23 protein-coding genes and 6 pseudogenes are annotated in these 20,450 nt (G+C 23.3%); 13 read left to right on the top strand and 16 right to left on the bottom strand.

Annotation, left to right across the window (positions count from 1 at the left end):
• The first annotated feature begins 54 nt into the window (after positions 1–54).
• From ACQH24_RS03090 to ACQH24_RS03080, 3 genes are all read left to right on the top strand, one after another.
• Complete coding sequence (locus ACQH24_RS03090) at positions 55–330, top strand: transposase (RefSeq protein ID WP_425379385.1); 276 nt, start codon at positions 55–57, stop codon at positions 328–330.
• Complete coding sequence (locus ACQH24_RS03085; RefSeq protein ID WP_425380681.1) at positions 273–1,163, top strand: IS3 family transposase; 891 nt, start codon at positions 273–275, stop codon at positions 1,161–1,163. Before ACQH24_RS03090 ends, ACQH24_RS03085 begins: the two co-directional genes overlap by 58 nt.
• Positions 1,164–1,511: 348 nt before the next feature.
• Positions 1,512–2,471 (top strand): transposase, encoded by a 960-nt coding sequence (locus ACQH24_RS03080; RefSeq protein ID WP_425379365.1) that lies wholly within the window; start codon positions 1,512–1,514, stop codon positions 2,469–2,471.
• Positions 2,472–2,795: 324 nt separating this feature from the next.
• Here ACQH24_RS03080 and ACQH24_RS03075 read toward each other — a convergent pair whose 3' ends face one another.
• From ACQH24_RS03075 to ACQH24_RS03060, 4 genes are read right to left on the bottom strand one after another with little or no spacing between them, the layout of a single operon-like run.
• Entirely contained in the window at positions 2,796–4,241 is a 1,446-nt protein-coding gene (locus tag ACQH24_RS03075; RefSeq protein WP_425380529.1) for a spiroplasma phage ORF1-like family protein, read from the bottom strand.
• A 16-nt stretch (positions 4,242–4,257) separates the two neighbouring features.
• Positions 4,258–4,497: a hypothetical protein gene (locus tag ACQH24_RS03070; RefSeq protein ID WP_004027929.1), complete on the bottom strand. Its 240-nt coding sequence runs from the start codon at positions 4,495–4,497 to the stop codon at positions 4,258–4,260.
• On the bottom strand, positions 4,497–4,790 hold the full coding sequence (locus tag ACQH24_RS03065) for a hypothetical protein (RefSeq protein WP_425380528.1): 294 nt from the start codon (positions 4,788–4,790) through the stop codon (positions 4,497–4,499). The genes ACQH24_RS03070 and ACQH24_RS03065 overlap by 1 nt, the downstream gene beginning before the upstream one ends.
• On the bottom strand, positions 4,790–5,560 hold the full coding sequence (locus ACQH24_RS03060; RefSeq protein ID WP_425380527.1) for a hypothetical protein: 771 nt from the start codon (positions 5,558–5,560) through the stop codon (positions 4,790–4,792). The genes ACQH24_RS03065 and ACQH24_RS03060 overlap by 1 nt, the downstream gene beginning before the upstream one ends.
• Before the next feature lie 380 nt (positions 5,561–5,940).
• Between ACQH24_RS03060 and ACQH24_RS03055 the strand changes: the two genes are divergently transcribed.
• The 4 genes and pseudogenes from ACQH24_RS03055 to ACQH24_RS03040 all read left to right on the top strand — a co-directional run bounded on the left by ACQH24_RS03055 (position 5,941) and on the right by ACQH24_RS03040 (position 8,245).
• Positions 5,941–6,090: a hypothetical protein gene (locus ACQH24_RS03055; RefSeq protein WP_004027793.1), complete on the top strand. Its 150-nt coding sequence runs from the start codon at positions 5,941–5,943 to the stop codon at positions 6,088–6,090.
• Positions 6,090–6,340 (top strand): annotated as a pseudogene (locus tag ACQH24_RS03050) (hypothetical protein). The gene ACQH24_RS03055 and the pseudogene ACQH24_RS03050 overlap by 1 nt, the downstream one beginning before the upstream one ends.
• 703 nt (positions 6,341–7,043) lie before the next feature.
• Positions 7,044–7,199 (top strand): annotated as a pseudogene (locus ACQH24_RS03045) (DUF3627 domain-containing protein); the annotation flags it as partial.
• A 155-nt stretch (positions 7,200–7,354) separates the two neighbouring features.
• On the top strand, positions 7,355–8,245 hold the full coding sequence (locus ACQH24_RS03040) for a transposase (protein ID WP_425380142.1): 891 nt from the start codon (positions 7,355–7,357) through the stop codon (positions 8,243–8,245).
• Between the two features lie 225 nt (positions 8,246–8,470).
• Here ACQH24_RS03040 and ACQH24_RS03035 read toward each other — a convergent pair whose 3' ends face one another.
• Entirely contained in the window at positions 8,471–8,800 is a 330-nt protein-coding gene (locus ACQH24_RS03035) for a S1 RNA-binding domain-containing protein (RefSeq protein WP_425380526.1), read from the bottom strand.
• A 117-nt stretch (positions 8,801–8,917) separates the two neighbouring features.
• Positions 8,918–9,904 carry an IS30 family transposase gene (locus ACQH24_RS03030; protein ID WP_425379839.1) on the bottom strand — a complete coding sequence of 329 codons (987 nt, stop codon included), beginning with the start codon at positions 9,902–9,904 and terminating at the stop codon, positions 8,918–8,920.
• A 78-nt stretch (positions 9,905–9,982) separates the two neighbouring features.
• On the opposite strand from ACQH24_RS03030, the gene ACQH24_RS03025 reads away from it, so the two are divergent.
• Entirely contained in the window at positions 9,983–10,390 is a 408-nt protein-coding gene (locus tag ACQH24_RS03025) for a lipoprotein (protein ID WP_425379840.1), read from the top strand.
• A gap of 20 nt (positions 10,391–10,410) precedes the next feature.
• Here ACQH24_RS03025 and ACQH24_RS03020 read toward each other — a convergent pair.
• The 10 genes and pseudogenes from ACQH24_RS03020 to ACQH24_RS02975 all read right to left on the bottom strand — a co-directional run.
• Positions 10,411–10,917, bottom strand: a pseudogene (locus ACQH24_RS03020) (spiroplasma phage ORF1-like family protein); the annotation flags it as partial.
• Between the two features lie 99 nt (positions 10,918–11,016).
• The gene (locus tag ACQH24_RS03015; RefSeq protein ID WP_425379371.1) at positions 11,017–11,976 is read right to left on the bottom strand and encodes a transposase; all 960 of its coding nucleotides are present in this window, start codon (positions 11,974–11,976) and stop codon (positions 11,017–11,019) included.
• Positions 11,977–12,049: 73 nt separating this feature from the next.
• A pseudogene (locus tag ACQH24_RS03010) lies at positions 12,050–12,478 on the bottom strand (spiroplasma phage ORF1-like family protein); the annotation flags it as partial.
• A gap of 11 nt (positions 12,479–12,489) precedes the next feature.
• Complete coding sequence (locus ACQH24_RS03005; RefSeq protein WP_004027616.1) at positions 12,490–12,726, bottom strand: hypothetical protein; 237 nt, start codon at positions 12,724–12,726, stop codon at positions 12,490–12,492.
• Positions 12,726–13,124: a hypothetical protein gene (locus ACQH24_RS03000; protein ID WP_425379841.1), complete on the bottom strand. Its 399-nt coding sequence runs from the start codon at positions 13,122–13,124 to the stop codon at positions 12,726–12,728. The genes ACQH24_RS03005 and ACQH24_RS03000 overlap by 1 nt, the downstream gene beginning before the upstream one ends.
• Complete coding sequence (locus tag ACQH24_RS02995) at positions 13,117–14,130, bottom strand: hypothetical protein (RefSeq protein ID WP_425380369.1); 1,014 nt, start codon at positions 14,128–14,130, stop codon at positions 13,117–13,119. Before ACQH24_RS02995 ends, ACQH24_RS03000 begins: the two co-directional genes overlap by 8 nt.
• A 317-nt stretch (positions 14,131–14,447) precedes the next feature.
• Entirely contained in the window at positions 14,448–14,651 is a 204-nt protein-coding gene (locus tag ACQH24_RS02990; protein ID WP_425379843.1) for a DUF2649 family protein, read from the bottom strand.
• Positions 14,652–14,803: 152 nt separating this feature from the next.
• Positions 14,804–15,279 (bottom strand): annotated as a pseudogene (locus ACQH24_RS02985) (DUF3627 domain-containing protein).
• A 123-nt stretch (positions 15,280–15,402) separates the two neighbouring features.
• Positions 15,403–15,651, bottom strand: a complete 249-nt coding sequence (locus tag ACQH24_RS02980) for a hypothetical protein (RefSeq protein ID WP_425379845.1) — start codon at positions 15,649–15,651, stop codon at positions 15,403–15,405.
• Positions 15,651–15,800 (bottom strand): hypothetical protein, encoded by a 150-nt coding sequence (locus ACQH24_RS02975; protein WP_004027793.1) that lies wholly within the window; start codon positions 15,798–15,800, stop codon positions 15,651–15,653. The genes ACQH24_RS02980 and ACQH24_RS02975 overlap by 1 nt, the downstream gene beginning before the upstream one ends.
• A 578-nt stretch (positions 15,801–16,378) precedes the next feature.
• On the opposite strand from ACQH24_RS02975, the gene ACQH24_RS02970 reads away from it, so the two are divergent.
• The 5 genes and pseudogenes from ACQH24_RS02970 to ACQH24_RS02950 all read left to right on the top strand — a co-directional run bounded on the left by ACQH24_RS02970 (position 16,379) and on the right by ACQH24_RS02950 (position 20,450).
• Entirely contained in the window at positions 16,379–17,392 is a 1,014-nt protein-coding gene (locus tag ACQH24_RS02970) for a hypothetical protein (RefSeq protein WP_425380525.1), read from the top strand.
• A pseudogene (locus ACQH24_RS02965) lies at positions 17,385–17,752 on the top strand (hypothetical protein). Before ACQH24_RS02970 ends, ACQH24_RS02965 begins: the two are co-directional and overlap by 8 nt.
• A gap of 21 nt (positions 17,753–17,773) precedes the next feature.
• Positions 17,774–18,010 (top strand): hypothetical protein, encoded by a 237-nt coding sequence (locus tag ACQH24_RS02960; protein WP_425380524.1) that lies wholly within the window; start codon positions 17,774–17,776, stop codon positions 18,008–18,010.
• Positions 18,011–18,021: 11 nt separating this feature from the next.
• The gene (locus tag ACQH24_RS02955) at positions 18,022–18,291 is read left to right on the top strand and encodes a hypothetical protein (RefSeq protein WP_004027877.1); all 270 of its coding nucleotides are present in this window, start codon (positions 18,022–18,024) and stop codon (positions 18,289–18,291) included.
• Positions 18,291–20,450, top strand: coding sequence for a spiroplasma phage ORF1-like family protein (locus ACQH24_RS02950; RefSeq protein ID WP_425380523.1), 2,160 nt, complete (start codon positions 18,291–18,293; stop codon positions 20,448–20,450). Before ACQH24_RS02955 ends, ACQH24_RS02950 begins: the two co-directional genes overlap by 1 nt.

The raw sequence follows: 20,450 nt of genomic DNA, 5'->3' as shown, positions 1-20,450 counted from the left end.
ACAACAATAATGTAGAGTAAATATTTATAATTAAATTACAATGGAGGTGTAATTATGGCAAAGAATCATTATACCGATGAATTTAAGCAACAAATTGTTGGTCTTTACAAAATGGGTCAAACTCCTGAACAATTAGCCAATGATTACCAAATTGGTAAATCTACTGTTTGGAAATGAGCTCACCAATTTAGTAACTCGGACTCATTTAAAGCTAAAGACAATAGAACGCCAGAAGAAAACGAATTAATTCAATTACGTAAAAAAGTTAAACAATTAGAAATGGAAAATGACATTTTAAAGCAAGCAACACTGATAATCGGCAAAAAATAGCAATCATTAAAAATAACAAAGCAAAATATCCAATTATTAATTTATGTAAAACATTGAAATTGGCTAGATCAACATATTACTATCAATTAAAAGCAAATAATCCCAAGAATAATCAAAACATTGATAATGCTGTTATCAGTATTTTTCTAAAAAGTCGTAAAAATTATGGAACAAGAAAAATTAAAATCATGCTAGCTCAGCAAAATATTATATTATCTCGTGTAAAGATTAGTAAAATAATGAGAAAATATAACTTAATTTCAAATTATACAAAAATCAAATACAAACATTCAAATACAAGCAATGTTACATATAAATATAATAATTTATTAAATCAAGAATTTAATAATTATAAACTACATGAAGTTGTTGTCAGTGATTTAACATATGTTTTTATTAATAATAAATGATATTATGTTTGCTTTCTAATTGATTTATTTAATCGTGAAATTATTAGTTATGATGTTAGTTTACACAAAAATGCAAAATTAGTTAAAAATACCTTTAATAAACTTAACTTTACATTAAATGATATTAAAATATTTCACACTGATCAAGGTAGTGAATTTAACAACAATCTTATTTATAACTTTTTAACTAAAAATAACATTCAAAAGTCTTACAGTAAACCAGGTTGTCCTTATGACAATGCTGTTGCGGAATCAACATACAAAATTTTTAAAACTGAATTTATTAAAAATAATAAATTTAAAAACATTGAGCAGTTTAAATTAAAATTATTTGATTACATTAATTGGTACAATAATATTCGAATTCATAGCAAACTAAATTATTTAACACCAGTAAAATACAGAAATTATTACTCTACATAAAATTTGTCCAAAAAACCCTTGCCATTCCACCATTCCTGAAGTAGTAGCAAGGAAAACTACAAGTAGCAACAATGAAAATTTCCTCATATAATTTTCTTATCCTTTCCTCTTCTTTTTATTATTTTAGTTTTTATTATGTTTATTAATAAATAATAAAGAAAGATATTAGTTATCTCTATTACAAATTTCTTAATACATTAATCCTTAATGATATATCATAATATATATCTTATATTAAAAATAACATAAAAATAGCAGAAAAAGACTTTAATTTTGTCGAAAACTCTTGATATTTATAGAATATATCTAATTTTAGGTATATTTTTAATATATAGAGGTAAATAATTGATGGAAAAAATAATTATAGAATTAAAAAACAGTTTTACAGATGATCAATTTTTAGAATTTGCTGAAAAAATAAAAAAAGAAGCAGAAGTAATCAAAAAACAAAAACGTTTAAATGAAATTGATCAAAAATTTAGAGATAAAGGCATTATATGTCCTGATTGTAAATCTTATCATTGTGTTAAAAATGGTCATAATCCCGAAGGAAAACAAAAATATTTATGTAAAAAATGTCGTGCTAGTTTTGATGCTTTTCGTCATCATTTTACTTATTGAAGTCATTTAAATTATGAACAGTGAAATTTATTAATTCAAATTTCATTATTAGGACAATCTAGTAAAATAATTTCCCGTTTTATTAAAACAACACCAAAAACTGCTTGATATAATCGTCAAAAATTAATGCAATCAAAACAATTAGAAAATACTCAATTAAAATTTAAAAAATTAAATGGTCAAATCCAAATTGATGAAACTTTTATTAAAGAAATCCATAAAGGTAATTTTAAAGATAAATTTGATAAACGAAAAACTCATCTTGATCCATTTTCAACTAATACCAAATGCTGTATTCAAATGGTAGTTGATAGCAATAATAATATTTTTGTTCAATCCACCAATACCAAACGATTACAAAAACAATGAATTATTGAAAATATGAATAAGCAATTAATTAAAGAAAAATCAATAATTATTTCTGACATGCAACCATTATATTTATTAGTAGCAAAACAAACAAATTCTACTCTATATTCTACCAAAACTAGTACAAACCCTGATACTAGTTATCGAAAGTTAAATAAGATTAGTAAATTACAATCCAGTCTTAAAGAAGCCTTAATTCATTATCATGGTTTGGGTTTCACTAATATTCAAAATTATTTAAATCTATGAAAATGAAAATACCAACATAAAGGTTTAACACCAAAACAACAATCAACGGTATTATATTTTAATGTTTAAAAAATTTAAAGCAAAATCATGATCTTAAACAAAATTATTTTTCAAATTGTCATATTGATGATTTTTTTATTTCATCAAGAGTTTTCGACAAAATTAAAGGAAAAAGATTATTATTTCGGGAAAAAATTCTCATAAAATTATAAAAAGGTATCGTAAATACCTTTTCTAATCAAGGAAAGGGGCTACGCCCCCGCGTCGCTACGCGAACGCTCCCCCCCACAAACAACACACGGGCAAAAATAAATTTTTTGCACCGTGGTGTTTGCTGCCTGTTTTTTCTTGGTCTATGTATATATGTGTGTATATATTTGTATCATTTTGTTTTTATAAAAATCGCAAAATACCATTGAACATCGCAAGAGTAATAATTGCCCCAAGCAATAATTTAAAAGCAATATCAAAAGCAAAAAAATTACTAATATTATCTCAAAGCAAATTAACATTTTGCATTGTATTTACTAATGCATTAGCATATTTTCCAACCTCTTTAATGCCGGGCAAATTATTAAATGCTCAAATAAAACCATTTTTTATATGACAAAATACATTATATCAAGCACAAGAACTATAAGGTAAATTTCAAATATCACCACCATTAATCTCATTATTTCAATCACTAGCATTATAAATACTAAAATTAAATCCAAAAAGATATAAAGTAGATTCACTAGGCAAATTTTTACTTTGAAAAGTAATTATATTAAAACCACGATATTTATTAGTATCTGTTGTCATATCAAGCATTTTAATCTTATTTTCATAACCACCATTACCATTGTCGGGCAATACATCAGTTAAATAATCTCAATTTGATAAATAAGAATAATAATTATCATTTGAATTGATTTTAAAAGCATTTGCCAATTTTACTTGATATTGTGGGTCAGTACCATTACTAACTCAAAAATTAAAAAGCATTGACCTAGGATATAATAAAAAACCATTTTTTACAAAAAACGAAAAACCTAAATTCCCAGTTAAACTAGTAAAAATTAAATATTCTTTATAATTAGAAACATCAAATAAAGTCCTTAAAACATTAGAATAAAAATAATCTAAAAGTTTAAACAATAAATCTAAGTCATTAAAATTATCAGTTAATTTATTGTTAACATAAAACTTAAAATTATCTTGTTTTAAATTATTTAAATTAATTACATTACGATAATTAAAATTAAACATTAAAAAATTTAAATCAAAATTTCTTGCACTTTGATTAGCAAAAAACGGAACAAAAAATAAAGGTAAAGCATTCATATTTAAAGTAAACTTATATTTTATTCCATTAAATAAAATTTTAAAACCTATTGCTTCACTAACACTACTACCCTTATCAGGTTTTCAATAAAATTGATTATACGGGTCAGGGTCATTACCATTTTGAGTTTGATTTCATCAAGTTAAATAAAAATCATCTTTTAAAGTACTTAAAATAATTTTTCTAAATCAATAATTAGTATCATTTTTATCAACACTTGAACCGCTATACAAAGGAGTTTGAATTCCAAAACTAAAAGCATAATTACTAGGTGCTAAATCTTGAATAAAATAATCTTGTCGCAACATTAAACTACTTTGAATATCATACTTATTTAAATCAGAATATGATAAATCTTTAAAAACATCATTATTTTTTAAATTTTCTGAATATAAAATATTGGAATTAAATTTATTAAAATTATTTACATTAGATGTTATAAAAATAAAAGGAGATATTAAAGCAAATAATAAAAAAATAACATAAAAATAAATAATAAAAACTTTTTTCATATCTGTATTTCCTTTCTTATCTAACTGCAAATATAACTCTTATAATCATCAACATAATTCCAAAAGCAATAAATAGTCTAAAAATAGGATGAGTTGCTATAATAAATAAATGAGCGATTAATTTATAAAAATCATTTGAACTATTAAATCACTGTTTAATTGTCGCCATTGCTGTCTCTGATGCTAAAAAAATATTTGCAACAAATGTTATACCAATAATACTTGCTACGAAAAAAAACCATAATAATTTAACCATTATTTTTCGCCCTTATTACCTTTAATATGCTGAATTTGTTTACTTTCTTTTAAACGAATAGCACCTAAACCCGTAGACATAGCAGAAGCGGTATTTTGAGACATTGTACTTAATTGTGGTGCTGAACCAACAAGACGCATAATAATTCCTAAAATACCCCCTATAATTCAAAGAACATATAAAGGTATATCAGTTGCTGGTAATTTTAAAGTTCACATTCAATCCATAATCTTCATAAATATATCAATAACAACATTAAAAGCATCATCCCAAGTAGTCATTAAATTCATCATTATTTACCTCCTTTTTGTAAATTTTCTACTAATCTTGTTGCACACATTTTTTCTAAATCTTCTAAACTATCAAAATTAACATAATCTCAATAAGTCAATGATTTATCTTTAACACTATCATTTTTAACATCTCTAACAAATTGCAAATATTTAGTATCATATTTCATTGCATCTAACAAAGAAATAGAAATTTTAAAATTACGCATACCAATAGAACCAGCATTTTTTAATTTTACTTTTTTACCATTAGCAGAACGCTTAACACTTTCAGATTTTCAAATATCATAATTATCCTTATCATCAAAAATACCAATATGAAACTTAAACTTAGGAAAAAATCAAATAAAATATTTTAATATTCCTTTAAATTGTAAAGGTGGTTTTTTGCAACTTAAAGGCAACATTAAACCAGTTGCTAATTCTCTATATTCTACTCAATGATGTTTTTCTCTTTGTCCAATAAATACAACATTAATATCATATTGTCGCATAAGAACTAAACTAGGAATAACACCACTATACTTTTTCATAGCACCATCTTTAACCTCATTAGCAGGAACATATAACGCCATTTCATCTAAAACAACTAAATTACTCTCACTATAAGGTATTGGGTTTTTTAAATTATTATTATCAAACATATCAAAAGTTGCTAATGCTATATCTTCATTCTTAATGGGATAATTAGAATATTTAGTATCATATTTAGAATTAACTAATAAATGAGTTGCTAATAATGTTTTACCGCTTCCTAAACTTCCAATTACCATTGTTATAGGACTTTGTTTTATAGTTCTAAAAAATGCAAGTTGATTTCTTAAAATCTGTAAATTGTAAATACCAACCGATAAAAAGTTAACTATCAATTTAGTTAACTTTTTTAAGTTAGTTTTAAGGAGTTGAAATTATGCAAACAAAACAATATTTTATTTTGCGATCGTTAGTGAAAAATTATGGTAAAGATAATGTTATTAATACTGTTAATAAGATTGCAAATGATATTGAAATTAAAAAGTAAAAGAATAAATTATTCCGCGTAATTTATTAGCGGGTAATTTATTCAATAATTTTTTTTAAGTGGAGCAAAGCGACAACGAGCGGAGCGAGTTTGCAAATTTCAATTTTTTAATTTATCGAAAGGAGATATATTATGCCAGTTTGATTAACGACAATATTTAGTGTTGTTATTATATTAGGTATTTTTGCGTGAATTGGTTTATCGATTTATCAGAAAATTCGCCAAATTCGAGGTAAGAAAAAAGATAAAAAAGAAATTGAAAACAAGGAGGATAAAAAATAATGTTAGGGATGTATTTAACAACAGCAATTAATTTTTTAGCTGCAGATACACCTACTATTTCAGATGGAATGGGTTCTATTTGAACTGGATTGGGTAATGCAATGATGAAAGTTAAAGAAGCAATTTATGCTGTATTACCACAATTAATGACTTTTTTAGGTGATGCGTGAATTATTTTAATTCCATTTGGTATTTTTGTTATTGTTAAGATATTAAACTTTTTTTCCGTGTTATGGTTAAAGGATTTTAATATTTATTATAATTGATCATATATCTTAGCTATGGCACACTAGCTTTTATGTGATATTTAAGGTATTATTATGGTTTTCTCTCTGTATAAAATATTTATAAATTTGTTAATTTATTAAAAATTCAAATAATAAAGTTAAAGGTTATTATTAAAACTATTATTATTGAAATAATTGTTTTAATTGGTGATACCATTCATGATAAGCAAAAAATAGATGATATCACATTTGTAAAAAATGAATTTATTAAATAGAAAAATGAATTTATTATTTCTTCGATATTTTATTTCTCCTTTCTATTTAAAATAATTTATACAGAGAGAAAACCATAATAATATCAACTTAATTATAAACGTATAATTTTATATTTTAATAGCTATTAGTTGAAACTAAGTAGTTATTTTCAGTGTGCCTTAATTTTTGATTTTATATATTTAACATTGTTAATAACATTGTTTATTAAACATTAAATAAGCAATATATTAGCATTATGTATAACATTGTTAATAATCAATGTTTTTATCAATAAATAAACAATATATAAACATTAAATATAACATTGTTTATTAAACAAATATTTAGTTAGGAGATGATAAGTAATGATTAATTATTTTGAATATAAATGTGAAACTTGTTTTAATGATATGAAAAGATTACGATTTGATGAATTTTATTGTTTAAATTGTTATGAAGGAGTTGAAAAAATTGAGTAGTTTTGTTAAGAAAAATCAGAATATAGAAAATTATTTTATTAGTAAGGAATTTATACCTTTTGAGACAGATAAAGCAAGTTTTATAAATTTACCTAATCATAATCGTCATATTGGTTTTTGATTGAGTAATAAATTTATTTATTCGAGTGTATACTGTAAAACTAAATCATAAAAAGTTATAATTATATTAACATATTAATCATGAAATACAATAAAAAAGCTTTAATTTTGTCGAAAACTCTTGATATTTATAGAATATATCTAATTTTAGGTATATTTTTAATATATAGAGGTAAATAATTGATGGAAAAAATAATTACAGAATTAAAAAACAGTTTTACAGATGATCAATTTTTAGAATTTGCTGAAAAAATAAAAAAAGAAGCAGAAGTAATCAAAAAACAAAAACGTTTAAATGAAATTGATCAAAAATTTAGAGATAAAGGCATTATATGTCCTGATTGTAAATCTTATCATTGTGTTAAAAATGGTCATAATCCCGAAGGAAAACAAAAATATTTATGTAAAAAATGTCGTGCTAGTTTTGATGCTTTTCGTCATCATTTTACTTATTGAAGTCATTTAAATTATGAACAGTGAAATTTATTAATTCAAATTTCATTATTAGGACAATCTAGTAAAATAATTTCCCGTTTTATTAAAACAACACCAAAAACTGCTTGATATAATCGTCAAAAATTAATGCAATCAAAACAATTAGAAAATACTCAATTAAAATTTAAAAAATTAAATGGTCAAATCCAAATTGATGAAACTTTTATTAAAGAAATCCATAAAGGTAATTTTAAAGATAAATTTGATAAACGAAAAACTCATCTTGATCCATTTTCAACTAATACCAAATGCTGTATTCAAATGGTAGTTGATAGCAATAATAATATTTTTGTTCAATCCACCAATACCAAACGATTACAAAAACAATGAATTATTGAAAATATGAATAAGCAATTAATTAAAGAAAAATCAATAATTATTTCTGACATGCAACCATTATATTTATTAGTAGCAAAACAAACAAATTCTACTCTATATTCTACCAAAACTAGTACAAACCCTGATACTAGTTATCGAAAGTTAAATAAGATTAGTAAATTACAATCCAGTCTTAAAGAAGCCTTAATTCATTATCATGGTTTGGGTTTCACTAATATTCAAAATTATTTAAATCTATAAAAATGAAAATACCAACATAAAGGTTTAACACCAAAACAACAATCAACGGTATTATATTTTAATGTTTAAAAAATTTAAAGCAAAATCATGATCTTAAACAAAATTATTTTTCAAATTGTCATATTGATGATTTTTTTATTTCATCAAGAGTTTTCGACAAAATTAAAGTAAAAAAGTAAAAAATAGTTTTATTACTATTTTTTACTTTTTTATATTTTTATTAATTTATTTATTTTCGTTTGTTTTACTAATATTTTCAATATTGTCTGTTTTATTTTGTCTTTTATTTAAGTTTTGGAATGCTGTTTTTATTTCCTGAATTTCTTTATTATCATTTTTTAATAGTTCAGGGTGACAATTTTTATAACTTAATTTAAGATGTTTTCTAACTATATTAAAATCAAGCACCTCAACTTCAATTTCATCACCAACATCAAAAAAATCTTTAATATCTTTAACAAAATAATCTGAAACTTCACTAATATGGATTAAACCATCAGCCTTTTTTGCTCGGCAAAAAGCACCATAGGGAGTAATATTTGTTATTTTTATCATACATATATTTTTTCTCCTTTACTAAAATCTAATTATATTATTAAAATGCTGAAAAAAATTTGTTAAACACAAAAATAATTAATAGATTTTATTATTTTTATTATATACATTAACTAATTAATGAACAAATATTTTTTTAAAATATTGTTTTGATGTAAAATTCCCTAAACAAGGTCTTATTGTAGTATTTAATATATCTAAAACAGATTTTAATCTACTGCGAATATTAATTATAGTCTCATTTCGTAAAAACCAACGCCTTATATCTCTATTTATCCTTTCAACTAATGCTTTTTGTTTTGGTTTTCCAGGGTCACAAAAATAAACTCTTATTTTTAAATATTTTTCTATTAGTTTTCATTTATAAAATTCTTTTCCTCTATCTGTTAAAATACAACTAAATTTATTAATACCAATTTGTCTAATCATTTTCATTAAAACCATTAACACAATACTTGCTTTTTTAGTAAATAAAATATCATAAAAAACTATTTTAGATTTCCGATTTACTAAAACTAACAAATGAAAATTACCACAATCAAGGGTATCCATTTCTCAAATTCCACTAAAACTTAAATCATCTCCGTAATCATTTAAAAATTGCTTATAATCTCTAATATTAAGCAATACACCACGATTATCATTTTTTTCACCATTTTTAGTTTTTCGCTTTTTATTTTTAAAATACAAATTATTTTTTGATAAATTAAAATAACCTAATCTAATATATTTATACATTGTTTTAAAACATACACTAAATTTTACATTATATTGTAATTCATACGACATAATAATATTTTGTGGCGAACGACCAAAATTATTATATTCATTAGAAAAATGACTTAATTCTTGTGAATTTAACATTGAATATTTACGACATTGTTTTTTGTTTTTATTATGTATTTTTTGTGCTTTTGCAGCATTATAATCACCAATATTATCAAACATATTTAATTCTTGCCAAATAGTTCTATAATCTCTATTCATTTGCTTAGCAATTTTTCGAATATTAATTGTTCCATTTTTCTTTTTAAATAATTCATTATTTTTTAATTTTTCCAAATTTACTCTTTCATTAATATCTAATCTTTCATATTTTTTCACACTTTACCTCCTAAAATATTAAAATATGTTATAATTTACTTAAAATAATTATAGCATTTTAAGTAAGGAGTTAAAAATATGAAAAAATGACTAAGTATTTTAGGAACAATTGGATTAACAACAACATGTACAACATCATTAATTAGTTGTCAAAAACGAAATAACAATGAAAACACGGGAGGGGATAAACCTAAACCTAATAATCCACAACAACCACAAGAACCACCAATTGGAAGTAATTGAAAATGATATTCAGGAGATGAATTGAACCATGGACCAACTAATAAATGATATATATTAATATCTAAATCAACTAATTCAACTGATGCAGTATATGCAATAGATTTAATTCATTTTACAACAAGTACAAGTATTAAACCAAAATATCCACTTTTAAAGTCAATATACAGATGAGAAGAACTAAATAAACCATCTCTACCAATAATTGATAATAAAACAGGTAAAATATCAAATTGAAAAGAATAAAAAGGACTAACAAGTCCTTTTTATATTAATCGCACAAATTTCATAAAGATAATTAATAAAAATATATTTGTTATTGTGTTATATAATGCTGGACTAAATTTTCAGACCTCAAATGTTTGACTAAAAAAACTATATATTGTTTGAAAAATTTTCCCAACACCACTTGCTAACTCATTCACTTGTTTAACACCTGGAATATTATTTACAATTCAAATTGCAGCATTTCGAATATGACACGCTAAATTATATCAACTACAACTTTCATATTGTGCTTGTCATCATTGCCCATCAGGAAATAATCCACCATTATTAATCTCTTGTCAGTTATAAATACCAAAATTAAAATCATAATAGCGATACATATCATTCTCTTTTTGTGCTTGTAATTCAAAAACATTATAACCGATTTTTTGTTCTTCAATTTTCTTGTATTTTAAACCATATTTATCTTTTAAAGCACCTTCAAAAATATAACCCTCATTTTGATTAATATTATAATCATTTGCAACTGAAAAATCATAATTAAACTTTAATTTTGTCGAAAACTCTTGATGAAATAAAAAAATCATCAATATGACAATTTGAAAAATAATTTTGTTTAAGATCATGATTTTGCTTTAAATTTTTTAAACGTTAAAATATAATACCGTTGATTGTTGTTTTGGTGTTAAACCTTTATGTTGGTATTTTCATTTTCATAGATTTAAATAATTTTGAATATTAGTGAAACCCAAACCATGATAATGAATTAAGGCTTCTTTAAGACTCGATTGTAATTTACTAATCTTATTTAACTTTCGATAACTAGTATCAGGGTTTGTACTAGTTTTGGTAGAATATAGAGTAGAATTTGTTTGTTTTGCTACTAATAAATATAATGGTTGCATGTCAGAAATAATTATTGATTTTTCTTTAATTAATTGCTTATTCATATTTTCAATAATTCATTGTTTTTGTAATCGTTTGGTATTGGTGGATTGAACAAAAATATTATTATTGCTATCAACTACCATTTGAATACAGCATTTGGTATTAGTTGAAAATGGATCAAGATGAGTTTTTCGTTTATCAAATTTATCTTTAAAATTACCTTTATGGATTTCTTTAATAAAAGTTTCATCAATTTGGATTTGACCATTTAATTTTTTAAATTTTAATTGAGTATTTTCTAATTGTTTTGATTGCATTAATTTTTGACGATTATATCAAGCAGTTTTTGGTGTTGTTTTAATAAAACGGGAAATTATTTTACTAGATTGTCCTAATAATGAAATTTGAATTAATAAATTTCACTGTTCATAATTTAAATGACTTCAATAAGTAAAATGATGACGAAAAGCATCAAAACTAGCACGACATTTTTTACATAAATATTTTTGTTTTCCTTCGGGATTATGACCATTTTTAACACAATGATAAGATTTACAATCAGGACATATAATGCCTTTATCTCTAAATTTTTGATCAATTTCATTTAAACGTTTTTGTTTTTTGATTACTTCTGCTTCTTTTTTTATTTTTTCAGCAAATTCTAAAAATTGATCATCTGTAAAACTGTTTTTTAATTCTGTAATTATTTTTTCCATCAATTATTTACCTCTATATATTAAAAATATACCTAAAATTAGATATATTCTATAAATATCAAGAGTTTTCGACAAAATTAAAGAATTCTTTTAAAAATTGTTTTTTATCCACAGCATAAAACTTATCAATATTATATTGCTTAACATAATTATCTCAATTTTTATATAAGTCCATAAACTCATCACTAAATTTATCAAAAGAAATTCCCGTTGAATAACTATCCTTTAAAAAATCTAAATATCATTTATCATTATAAGTTAATGATTTTGATGTTTTTAAAGTAGGGTTAATAAAGTAATTTGTTTCTGACCAATTTTCAAAAAAACTACTGCGTAAAAACATTGTATTAATAAAATCAGTTTCATTCATTCCTGTTGTTTGTTGATTAACAGTATAATTTTGTTGATTTAACGGTTTAAATGCTGTTAAAGTAATAAAAGGAATAATTAAACCTAAAAGTCCTAAAAGTCCTATTGAAAATAAAGAAAATAATTTTTTCATAAATTCAACTCCTAACTATACAATGTTTTTGAAACAATAAATCCAACAATATATAAACTTGATATTGTTAACATTAACGGATGACTAAATAAAATTGCCATTTTACCAAATAAAGAAAGTAAAAAAGTATCTGAGTTATATAAATCCATAATGATATTTTTTGCTGATGTTAATTGATTAATAATTACAGTAATAAAACCAGTACCAAATATAGCAATTGCAGCAACCAATAAAACTAATCTAATCATTATTTATGCACTCTCCGATATCCTTGTTCTCTTGTTTTTGTTTGTTTTACTAAACTTGATAATTGTTGTTTATTGCGATTAATTTTAAACTGTTTACGCTCTTTAATATGTTTTTGCATACCTTTTTTAGTATCTGAAACACCACGAGCAGTCGCCGAATAAATATTTGATACACCACTTTGCACTGTTGAACCTAATTCGTTGTACTGAGTTCTTGTGCCGTGAATTGCATAAATCGATAACTTAACAACCATAAAAAAAATAATAAAATAAGCAATTGTTGTATTTGTCATTGGTAATTTAGTATTTCAAATTACATCAAAAATAAACAAAAAAACATCAAAAATAAAACTAAAAATCTTATCTCAATTACTACTTTCTGACAACAAATTAATCATTTTTACCACTTCCTTTTTCTTTTTTAGGTTTTAAATTCTTTTTCAAAATATCAATATCAAACATTTCTAAACGCTCTTTAACACTCAATTTAGTAATTTCTGACCAATAATATTCCTTATAATTAACTATTTCATCATTTTTTAAATCACGAACAAACTTTAATCATTGACTATCATATTTCTGTGCAAATTCTAACGGAATAATTATTTTAAAAAACCGAATTCCTAAACCAACATCTGACTTATGTTTTGCTCGTTTACCTTCTGCTGTTCTTTCTACTGATTTTGTTTTTCAAATTTCATAATCCGTAATATCTTGAAAAATACCAATTCGCATAATAAAGAAACGATTAAAAAAATTAAATCCTTTTTTAGCAATTGGTTTTTTCAATGAAATTGGAATAATAATACCACTTGCTAATTGTCGGATATTATTTCAGATCATACCCTCACGCTGTGCTGTAAACAAAGCACGATTACCAAAATGTCTTGCTAAAACAATTCACGGAATTTTACCACTGTGGACTTTTTTCTCATCGTGAGGACTAGTTCCGTCAATATATAAATAACTCTCATCAAATAAAATAACACTATCATCTGGGGGAACTGGTTTTGTTCTATCTGTAAAATCTAAATTTTTAAATGTCAAAACTTTAACTTTCTCATCTTCTAACGGATAATTACTATAAATTTTATCTGTTAATAATTTCATAGTTTGTGATAAATAAGTTAAAAGTAATGTTTTACCAGTTCCTAACTTGCCAATAATTACCGATAACGGATTATCTCAAACAAAATTTACTAACCGAAAAGCATTTAATTGATAAAATATATTTTTTCATACTCATCACACAAAATAAACGCATTGCAAAGCAAACAATAATCAGAATACTAAACCAGTATAATTTAATGAGATTATCCAAAGTAATAAATCAATTAAACTAAACAAAATCATTGAACCACTAATATAACAATAATTTTTTAAAAAAAATATAAACTTTTTCATTTTACCTCCAATAGTTATTTATAATTAAACTAGTATTATTATGGTTTTCTCTCCCCACAAATCAAAAAGAAGAGTGATAAAAATACATAATGCCCTATATATTATTATTTTTAGATTTTAATCCTTTCTGAAAAGAATTATTCATATTAGATAAAATAATATGATTATTCAATACAGTAGGAATTAATAACCTATCATTTATTTGATTTATTATTATTTCAGTTTTAATAGGAGCAGGAATAATAATCAAAAAAATAATATCAACATTTATATAAAAGTTTGTGGAGAGAGAAAACCATAATAATAACAAAATTTAATTATTTAAAACAACTAACTATTTTAAAAACCATTCATAATAAAAACCAAGTTAAAAATAAAATTACAATTCAAACACCAACCATCAAAGTTAAATATTCATTCTGTGTCAAAGTCCAAGTTGTAATACTTTCAACATTTGTTTTATTTATAAACAAAAAGACATGAATAAAAAACTCTTTTAATTTTTCTCAATCATTTTGCATTTTTAAAAACTCCACATTTTTTGAATAAGTTTAAAAAACATCCCAAAAAATAAAACGATAAATAATACAAACGATATAACATATAAAAATTCAGGGGCATTTAAACCAATAATATAACTAACAAATTGAACTCAATAATTATATAAACTCATTTAATTTAAACTTTCTAAATCATTAATTAATTCTTGCTCTTTTTTAACACTTCAATTTGTTAAATTATTATTATTATTATTATTATTATTATTTGCTTTTACTTTTTTAGGTTCATTTAAAAATAATGCTTTGTGCATACTGTTAAAATAATTTTGTTTATATTGATTATACAAATTAATCAATTCTGTTCCAGTTAAATATTTTCACACACAACGTTTTAAATTTTCATTATATTTTACAATAGGATAAGAATTATCATAAATCAAACCGATTGCTACTTGTTCTGAATGTTTTTCACTCGGATAAATAAACTTATTACTCAGTCAAAAACCAATATGGCGATTATGATTAGGTAAATTTATAAAACTTGCTTTATCTGTCTTAAAAGGGAGGAATTCCTGCTAATAAAATAATTTTCTATATTCTGATTTTTCTTAACAAAATTACTCAATTTTATCAACTCCTTAATAAACATTGTTAAATATATAAAATAATAAAAATTAGCACACTGAAAAATACTATTAAGTTTAAAATAATAGTTATATAAAATAAATTAATAAAATATGAATAAACTAGTGTGCCTTAGTTTTTTTTACTACTAAAATCCTTTAACCATAACACGGAAAAAGTTTAATATCTTAACAATAACAAAAATACCAAATGGAATTAAAATAATTCACGCATCACCTAAAAAGGTCATTAATTGTGGTAATACAGCATAAATTGCTTCTTTAACTTTCATCATTGCTTGTCCTAATCCACTTCAAATAGAACCCATTCCATCTGAAATAGTAGGAGTATCTGCAGCTAAAAAATTAACCGCTGTTGTTAAATACATCCCTAACATTATTTTTTATCCTCCTTGTTTTCAATTTCTTTTTTATCTTTTTTCTTACCTCGAATTTGGCGAATTTTTTGATAAATTGATAAACCAATTCACGCAAAAATACCTAATATAATAACAACACTAAATATCGTCGTTAATCAAACTGGCATAATATATCTCCTTTCAATAAATTAAAAAATTGAAATTTGCAAACTCGCTCCGCTCGTTGTCGCTTTGCTCCACTTAAAAAACATTATTGAATAAATTACCCGCTAATAAATTACGCGGAATAATTTATTCTTTTACTTTTTAATTTCAATATCCTTTGCAATTTTATTAACAGTATTAATAACATTATCTTTACCATACTTTTTCACTAACGACCACAAAATAAAATATTGTTTTGTTTGCATAATTTCAACTCCTTAAAACTAAATTAAAAAAGTTAACTAAATTGATAATTAACTTTTTATGGTTTGGCATTTACAATTTACATATAAATAATGTTATAAAAAATATTTCTTTTGCATTTATTTGACTAATATTCTTAAATATTCATTCTATAAAATTAATTGTAGTAATTAATTTTCCGATAGGATTAATTAAAAAGTTTATAATTCCAATGATAGGCAATAATATTGAAATTATTTTTAAAATTTTCTTAATTTTTATCACTCTCCTTTTTGATTTGTGGGGAGAGAAAACCATAATAATATTAGTTTAATTATAAATAACTATTGGAGGTAAAATGAAAAAGTTTATATTTTTCTTAAAAAATTATTGTTATATCAGTGGCTCAATGCTTTTGTTTAGTTTAATTGATTTATTACTTTGGATAATTTCATTAAATTATACTGGTTTAGTATTTTGATTATTGTTTGCTTTGCAGTGTGTTTATTTTGTTTGATGAGTATGAAAAAACATATTTTATCAGTTAAATGCTTTTAGGTTAGTAAATTTTGTTTGAGATAATCCGTTATCAGTTATTATTGGTAAATTAGGAACGGGAAAAACTTTACTTTTAACTTATTTATCACAAACTATGAAATTATTAACAGATAATATTTATAGTAATTATCCGTTAGAAGATGATAAGGTTAAGGTTTTAACATTTAAAAATTTAGATTTTACCGATAGAACAAAACCAGTTCCTCCTGATGATAGTGTTATTTTTTTTGATGAAAGTTATTTATATATTGATGGAACTAGTCCTCACGATGAGAAAAAAGTCCACAGTGGTAAAATTCCGTGAATTGTTTTAGCAAGACATTTTGGTAATTGTGCTTTGTTTACAGCACAGCGTGAGGGTATGATTTGAAATAATATCCGACAATTAGCAAGTGGTATTATTATTCCTATTTCATTGAAAAAACCAATTGCTAAAAAAGGATTTAATTTTTTTAATCGTTTCTTTATTATGCGAATTGGTATTTTTCAAGATATTACGGATTATGAAATTTGAAAAACAAAATCAGTAGAAAGAACAGCTGAAGGTAAAAGAGCAAAACATAGATCTGATGTTGGATTAGGTATTCGGTTTTTTAAAATAATTATTCCGTTAGAATTTGCACAGAAATATGATAGTCAATGATTAAAGTTTGTGCGTGATTTAAAAAATGATGAAATAATTAATAACAAAGAATACTATTGGTCAGAAATTACTAAATTGAGTGTTAAAGAGCGGTTAGAATTGTTTGATATTGATATTTTGAAAAAGAATTTAAAACCTAAAAAAGAAAAAGGAAGTGGTAAAGATGATTAATTTATTATCAGAAAGTAGTAATTGGGATAAGATTTTTAGTTTTATTTTTGATGTATTTTGTTTATTTTTGATGTAATTTGAAATACTAAATTACCAATGACAAATACAACAATTGCTTATTTTATTATCTTTTTTATGGTAGTGAAATTATCAATTTATGCTATACATGGTACTTCGACACAATATAATGATTTGGGTTCAACAGTAAAAAGTGGCGTGTCAACAGTATATTCATCTACTGTTAGAAAAGGTATAAATGCTAGTAAAAATGTTTATCAAAATAGTAATAAACAACAAGTTAAAAAAGAACTTAAACGACAAAGTATTAGATATCAAGCAAAAAATATTAGAGGTACTTAAATTTAAAGGAGATAATAAGTAATGATTAGATTAGTTTTGTTGGTTGCAGCAATTGCTATTTTTGGGACAGGTTTTATTACTGTTATTATAAATCAATTTACATCAGCAAAAAATATTATTATGGATTTATACAATTCAGATACATGGTTACTTTCTTTATTTGGTAAAATGGCAATTTTATTTAGTCATCCGTTAATGTTAACAATATCAAGTTTATATATTGTTGGATTTATTGTTTCAAAAACATTGTATAGTTAGGAGTTGAATTTATGAAAAGTAAAATTTTAAAGTTTTTAAAAGAAAAATGATGAAAAATATTATTATATTTTTTGGTAATTAGTTTGGGAATGTTTGTACCTTTTCTTTATATTGATATTAAAGAATTTCAATTATTTTTGAGTAAATTTGGTTCAGTTTCTTCAATTATGTGTATCGGATATATAATTTTTTGAATTTTAACTGCTGCGGGAATTATTGATTTAATATTATGAATTAAGAAAAAAATTAATAAAGATATAGTTAAAGGTGGTAAAGAATAATGCGTAAGTCATTATCTTTATTTGTCATATCTATTTTAGGTATTTTAGGTTTAATTATTCCTTTTATTACTTTAACAGCATTTAAACCATTAAATCAGCAAAATTATACTGTTAATCAACAAACAACGGGAATGAATGAAACTGATTTTATTAATACAATGTTTTTACGCAGTAGTTTCTTTGAAAATTGGTCAGAAACAAATTATTTTATTAACCCTACTTTAAAAACATCACAATCATTAACTTATAATGATAAGTGATATTTAGATTTTTTAAAGGATAGTTATTCAACGGGAATTTCATTTGATAAACCTAGTAATGATTTTATAGACTTATATAAAAATTGAGATACTTATATTAAACAGTATAACATTGATAAGTTTTATAATGTTGACAAAAAACAATTTTTAAAAGAATTAACAAATTTTCTTTATTCTTTTACAAATAAATATAATTTAACACAAATGTTAAATAAATTAAAAACAAATATAAATGATTTACAATCCGTTAATTTAATTGAAAATAATTGAAAATTAATTGATAGAACCACGGCCATTAGTGAACAAAGTAGTGGTAAAGTTTATATTGGAATTTTCAAAGTTGATTCTGAATTTAATATTATAAGTTGAAAAGCAATAAAAGGATACTTTGTAAGTTTATATCGATATAAAGCAATTTATCGTTGAGATGGTAATGGTGAACCACAAATACCAACGATTGATCCTAATACTGGTGAAATTACAGATTGAAATGTTGAAAATCAAAATAAAGTTAAAGATTTTTTAAATAAATATTTAGATGTTATTATTCAAGAAAATATTAGAATACAGCAAGGTGGTAACCCTGATTATGATGATCTAAATTTAGGGAGTCAAAGAATAATCTTTGATTTTGAAATTGTTAATAATATGGAAAAATTAGACTGAAAACCTGATGTTATTTTAACGAGAAAATCAATTTATCGTATGATTTTAACAATTGATCAAAACAAAAATATTATTGCTGGTAGTTTAGAATTAACACATCTTAAACAATATTGGGATGGTAATAATTCAAATAGTTATCGATATACTGATGATTTAGGTTTTTTATTTTCTTTTATGAAAGATAAAGAAAATAAATTTAATTTTAGTGCTGAAACTTATAATTATAATCAACATAATACTCCTAATACTGGCAAATATATTTTTGAACAAATGAAAGGTCAAATTGATATTAATAAATTTTTAAAAGCATTTTTTGCACATGCTTTGGTGCCTGTATTTCAAAATAGGAGTAATTTTATTGAAAGTGGTTATATTGATAATTTACAATATGATACTGTTTTAATTAACTTTTTTGGTTTAAAGTTAGTTAATTTTAGAGATGTTTTAATTGATGAAAAAAATACTAATAAAAATCAATTTGAAAAACTGTTAAATAGTATGTTTACAGTTTCGCAAAATTTTTATAAAGATTATTTACGAACTATTTTTGATTTAGAAAATAATACTTATGTGCAAGGATATAATAAAAAATATGGTTTATTAGCCAATAATGGTTTTAAAATTTATCCTCGTTATTTTTATTTTTCTGATAAATACAAGCAATTAGATATTAAATTGTATTCAGCATTTAAAAATCGGTTTTATAACACTAATTATGGTAATGTATTTAATTATGATTTTTCTGTCACAAATGATTATAATATTAATCAAAATGAAGGTTATATTTTTGAGGGTGCTTTAAAAGATAAATATGGTTTAAAATATAAAAAGATTGAAGAACAAAAAATCGGTTATAATGTTTTTGAATTACAAGCCCAAAAAGAAAATGATATGTATCGTTATTATGATTTTAATTTTGGAATATATAACTGACAAGAAATAAATAATGGTGGATTATTCCCTGATGGGCAATGATGACAAGCACAATATGAAAGTTGTAGTTGATATAATTTAGCATGTCATATCAGAAATGCTGCAATTTGAATTGTAAATAATGTTCCTGGTGTAAAACAAGTTAATGAATTAGCAAGTGGTGTTGGTAAAATATTTCAAACAATATATAGTTTTTTTAGTCAAACATTCGAGGTGTGAAAATTTAGTCCAGTATTGTATAGTACAATAACAAATATATTTTTATTAATTATCTTTATGAAATTTGTAAGATTAATATAA

The sequence above is a fragment of the Spiroplasma endosymbiont of Stenodema calcarata genome, assembly GCF_964031205.1.
GTDB lineage: Bacteria > Bacillota_I > Bacilli_A > Mycoplasmatales > Mycoplasmataceae > Spiroplasma.
The sequence above is the reverse complement of the archived record's forward strand: the minus strand, read 5'-3'. Positions and strand labels throughout refer to the sequence as shown.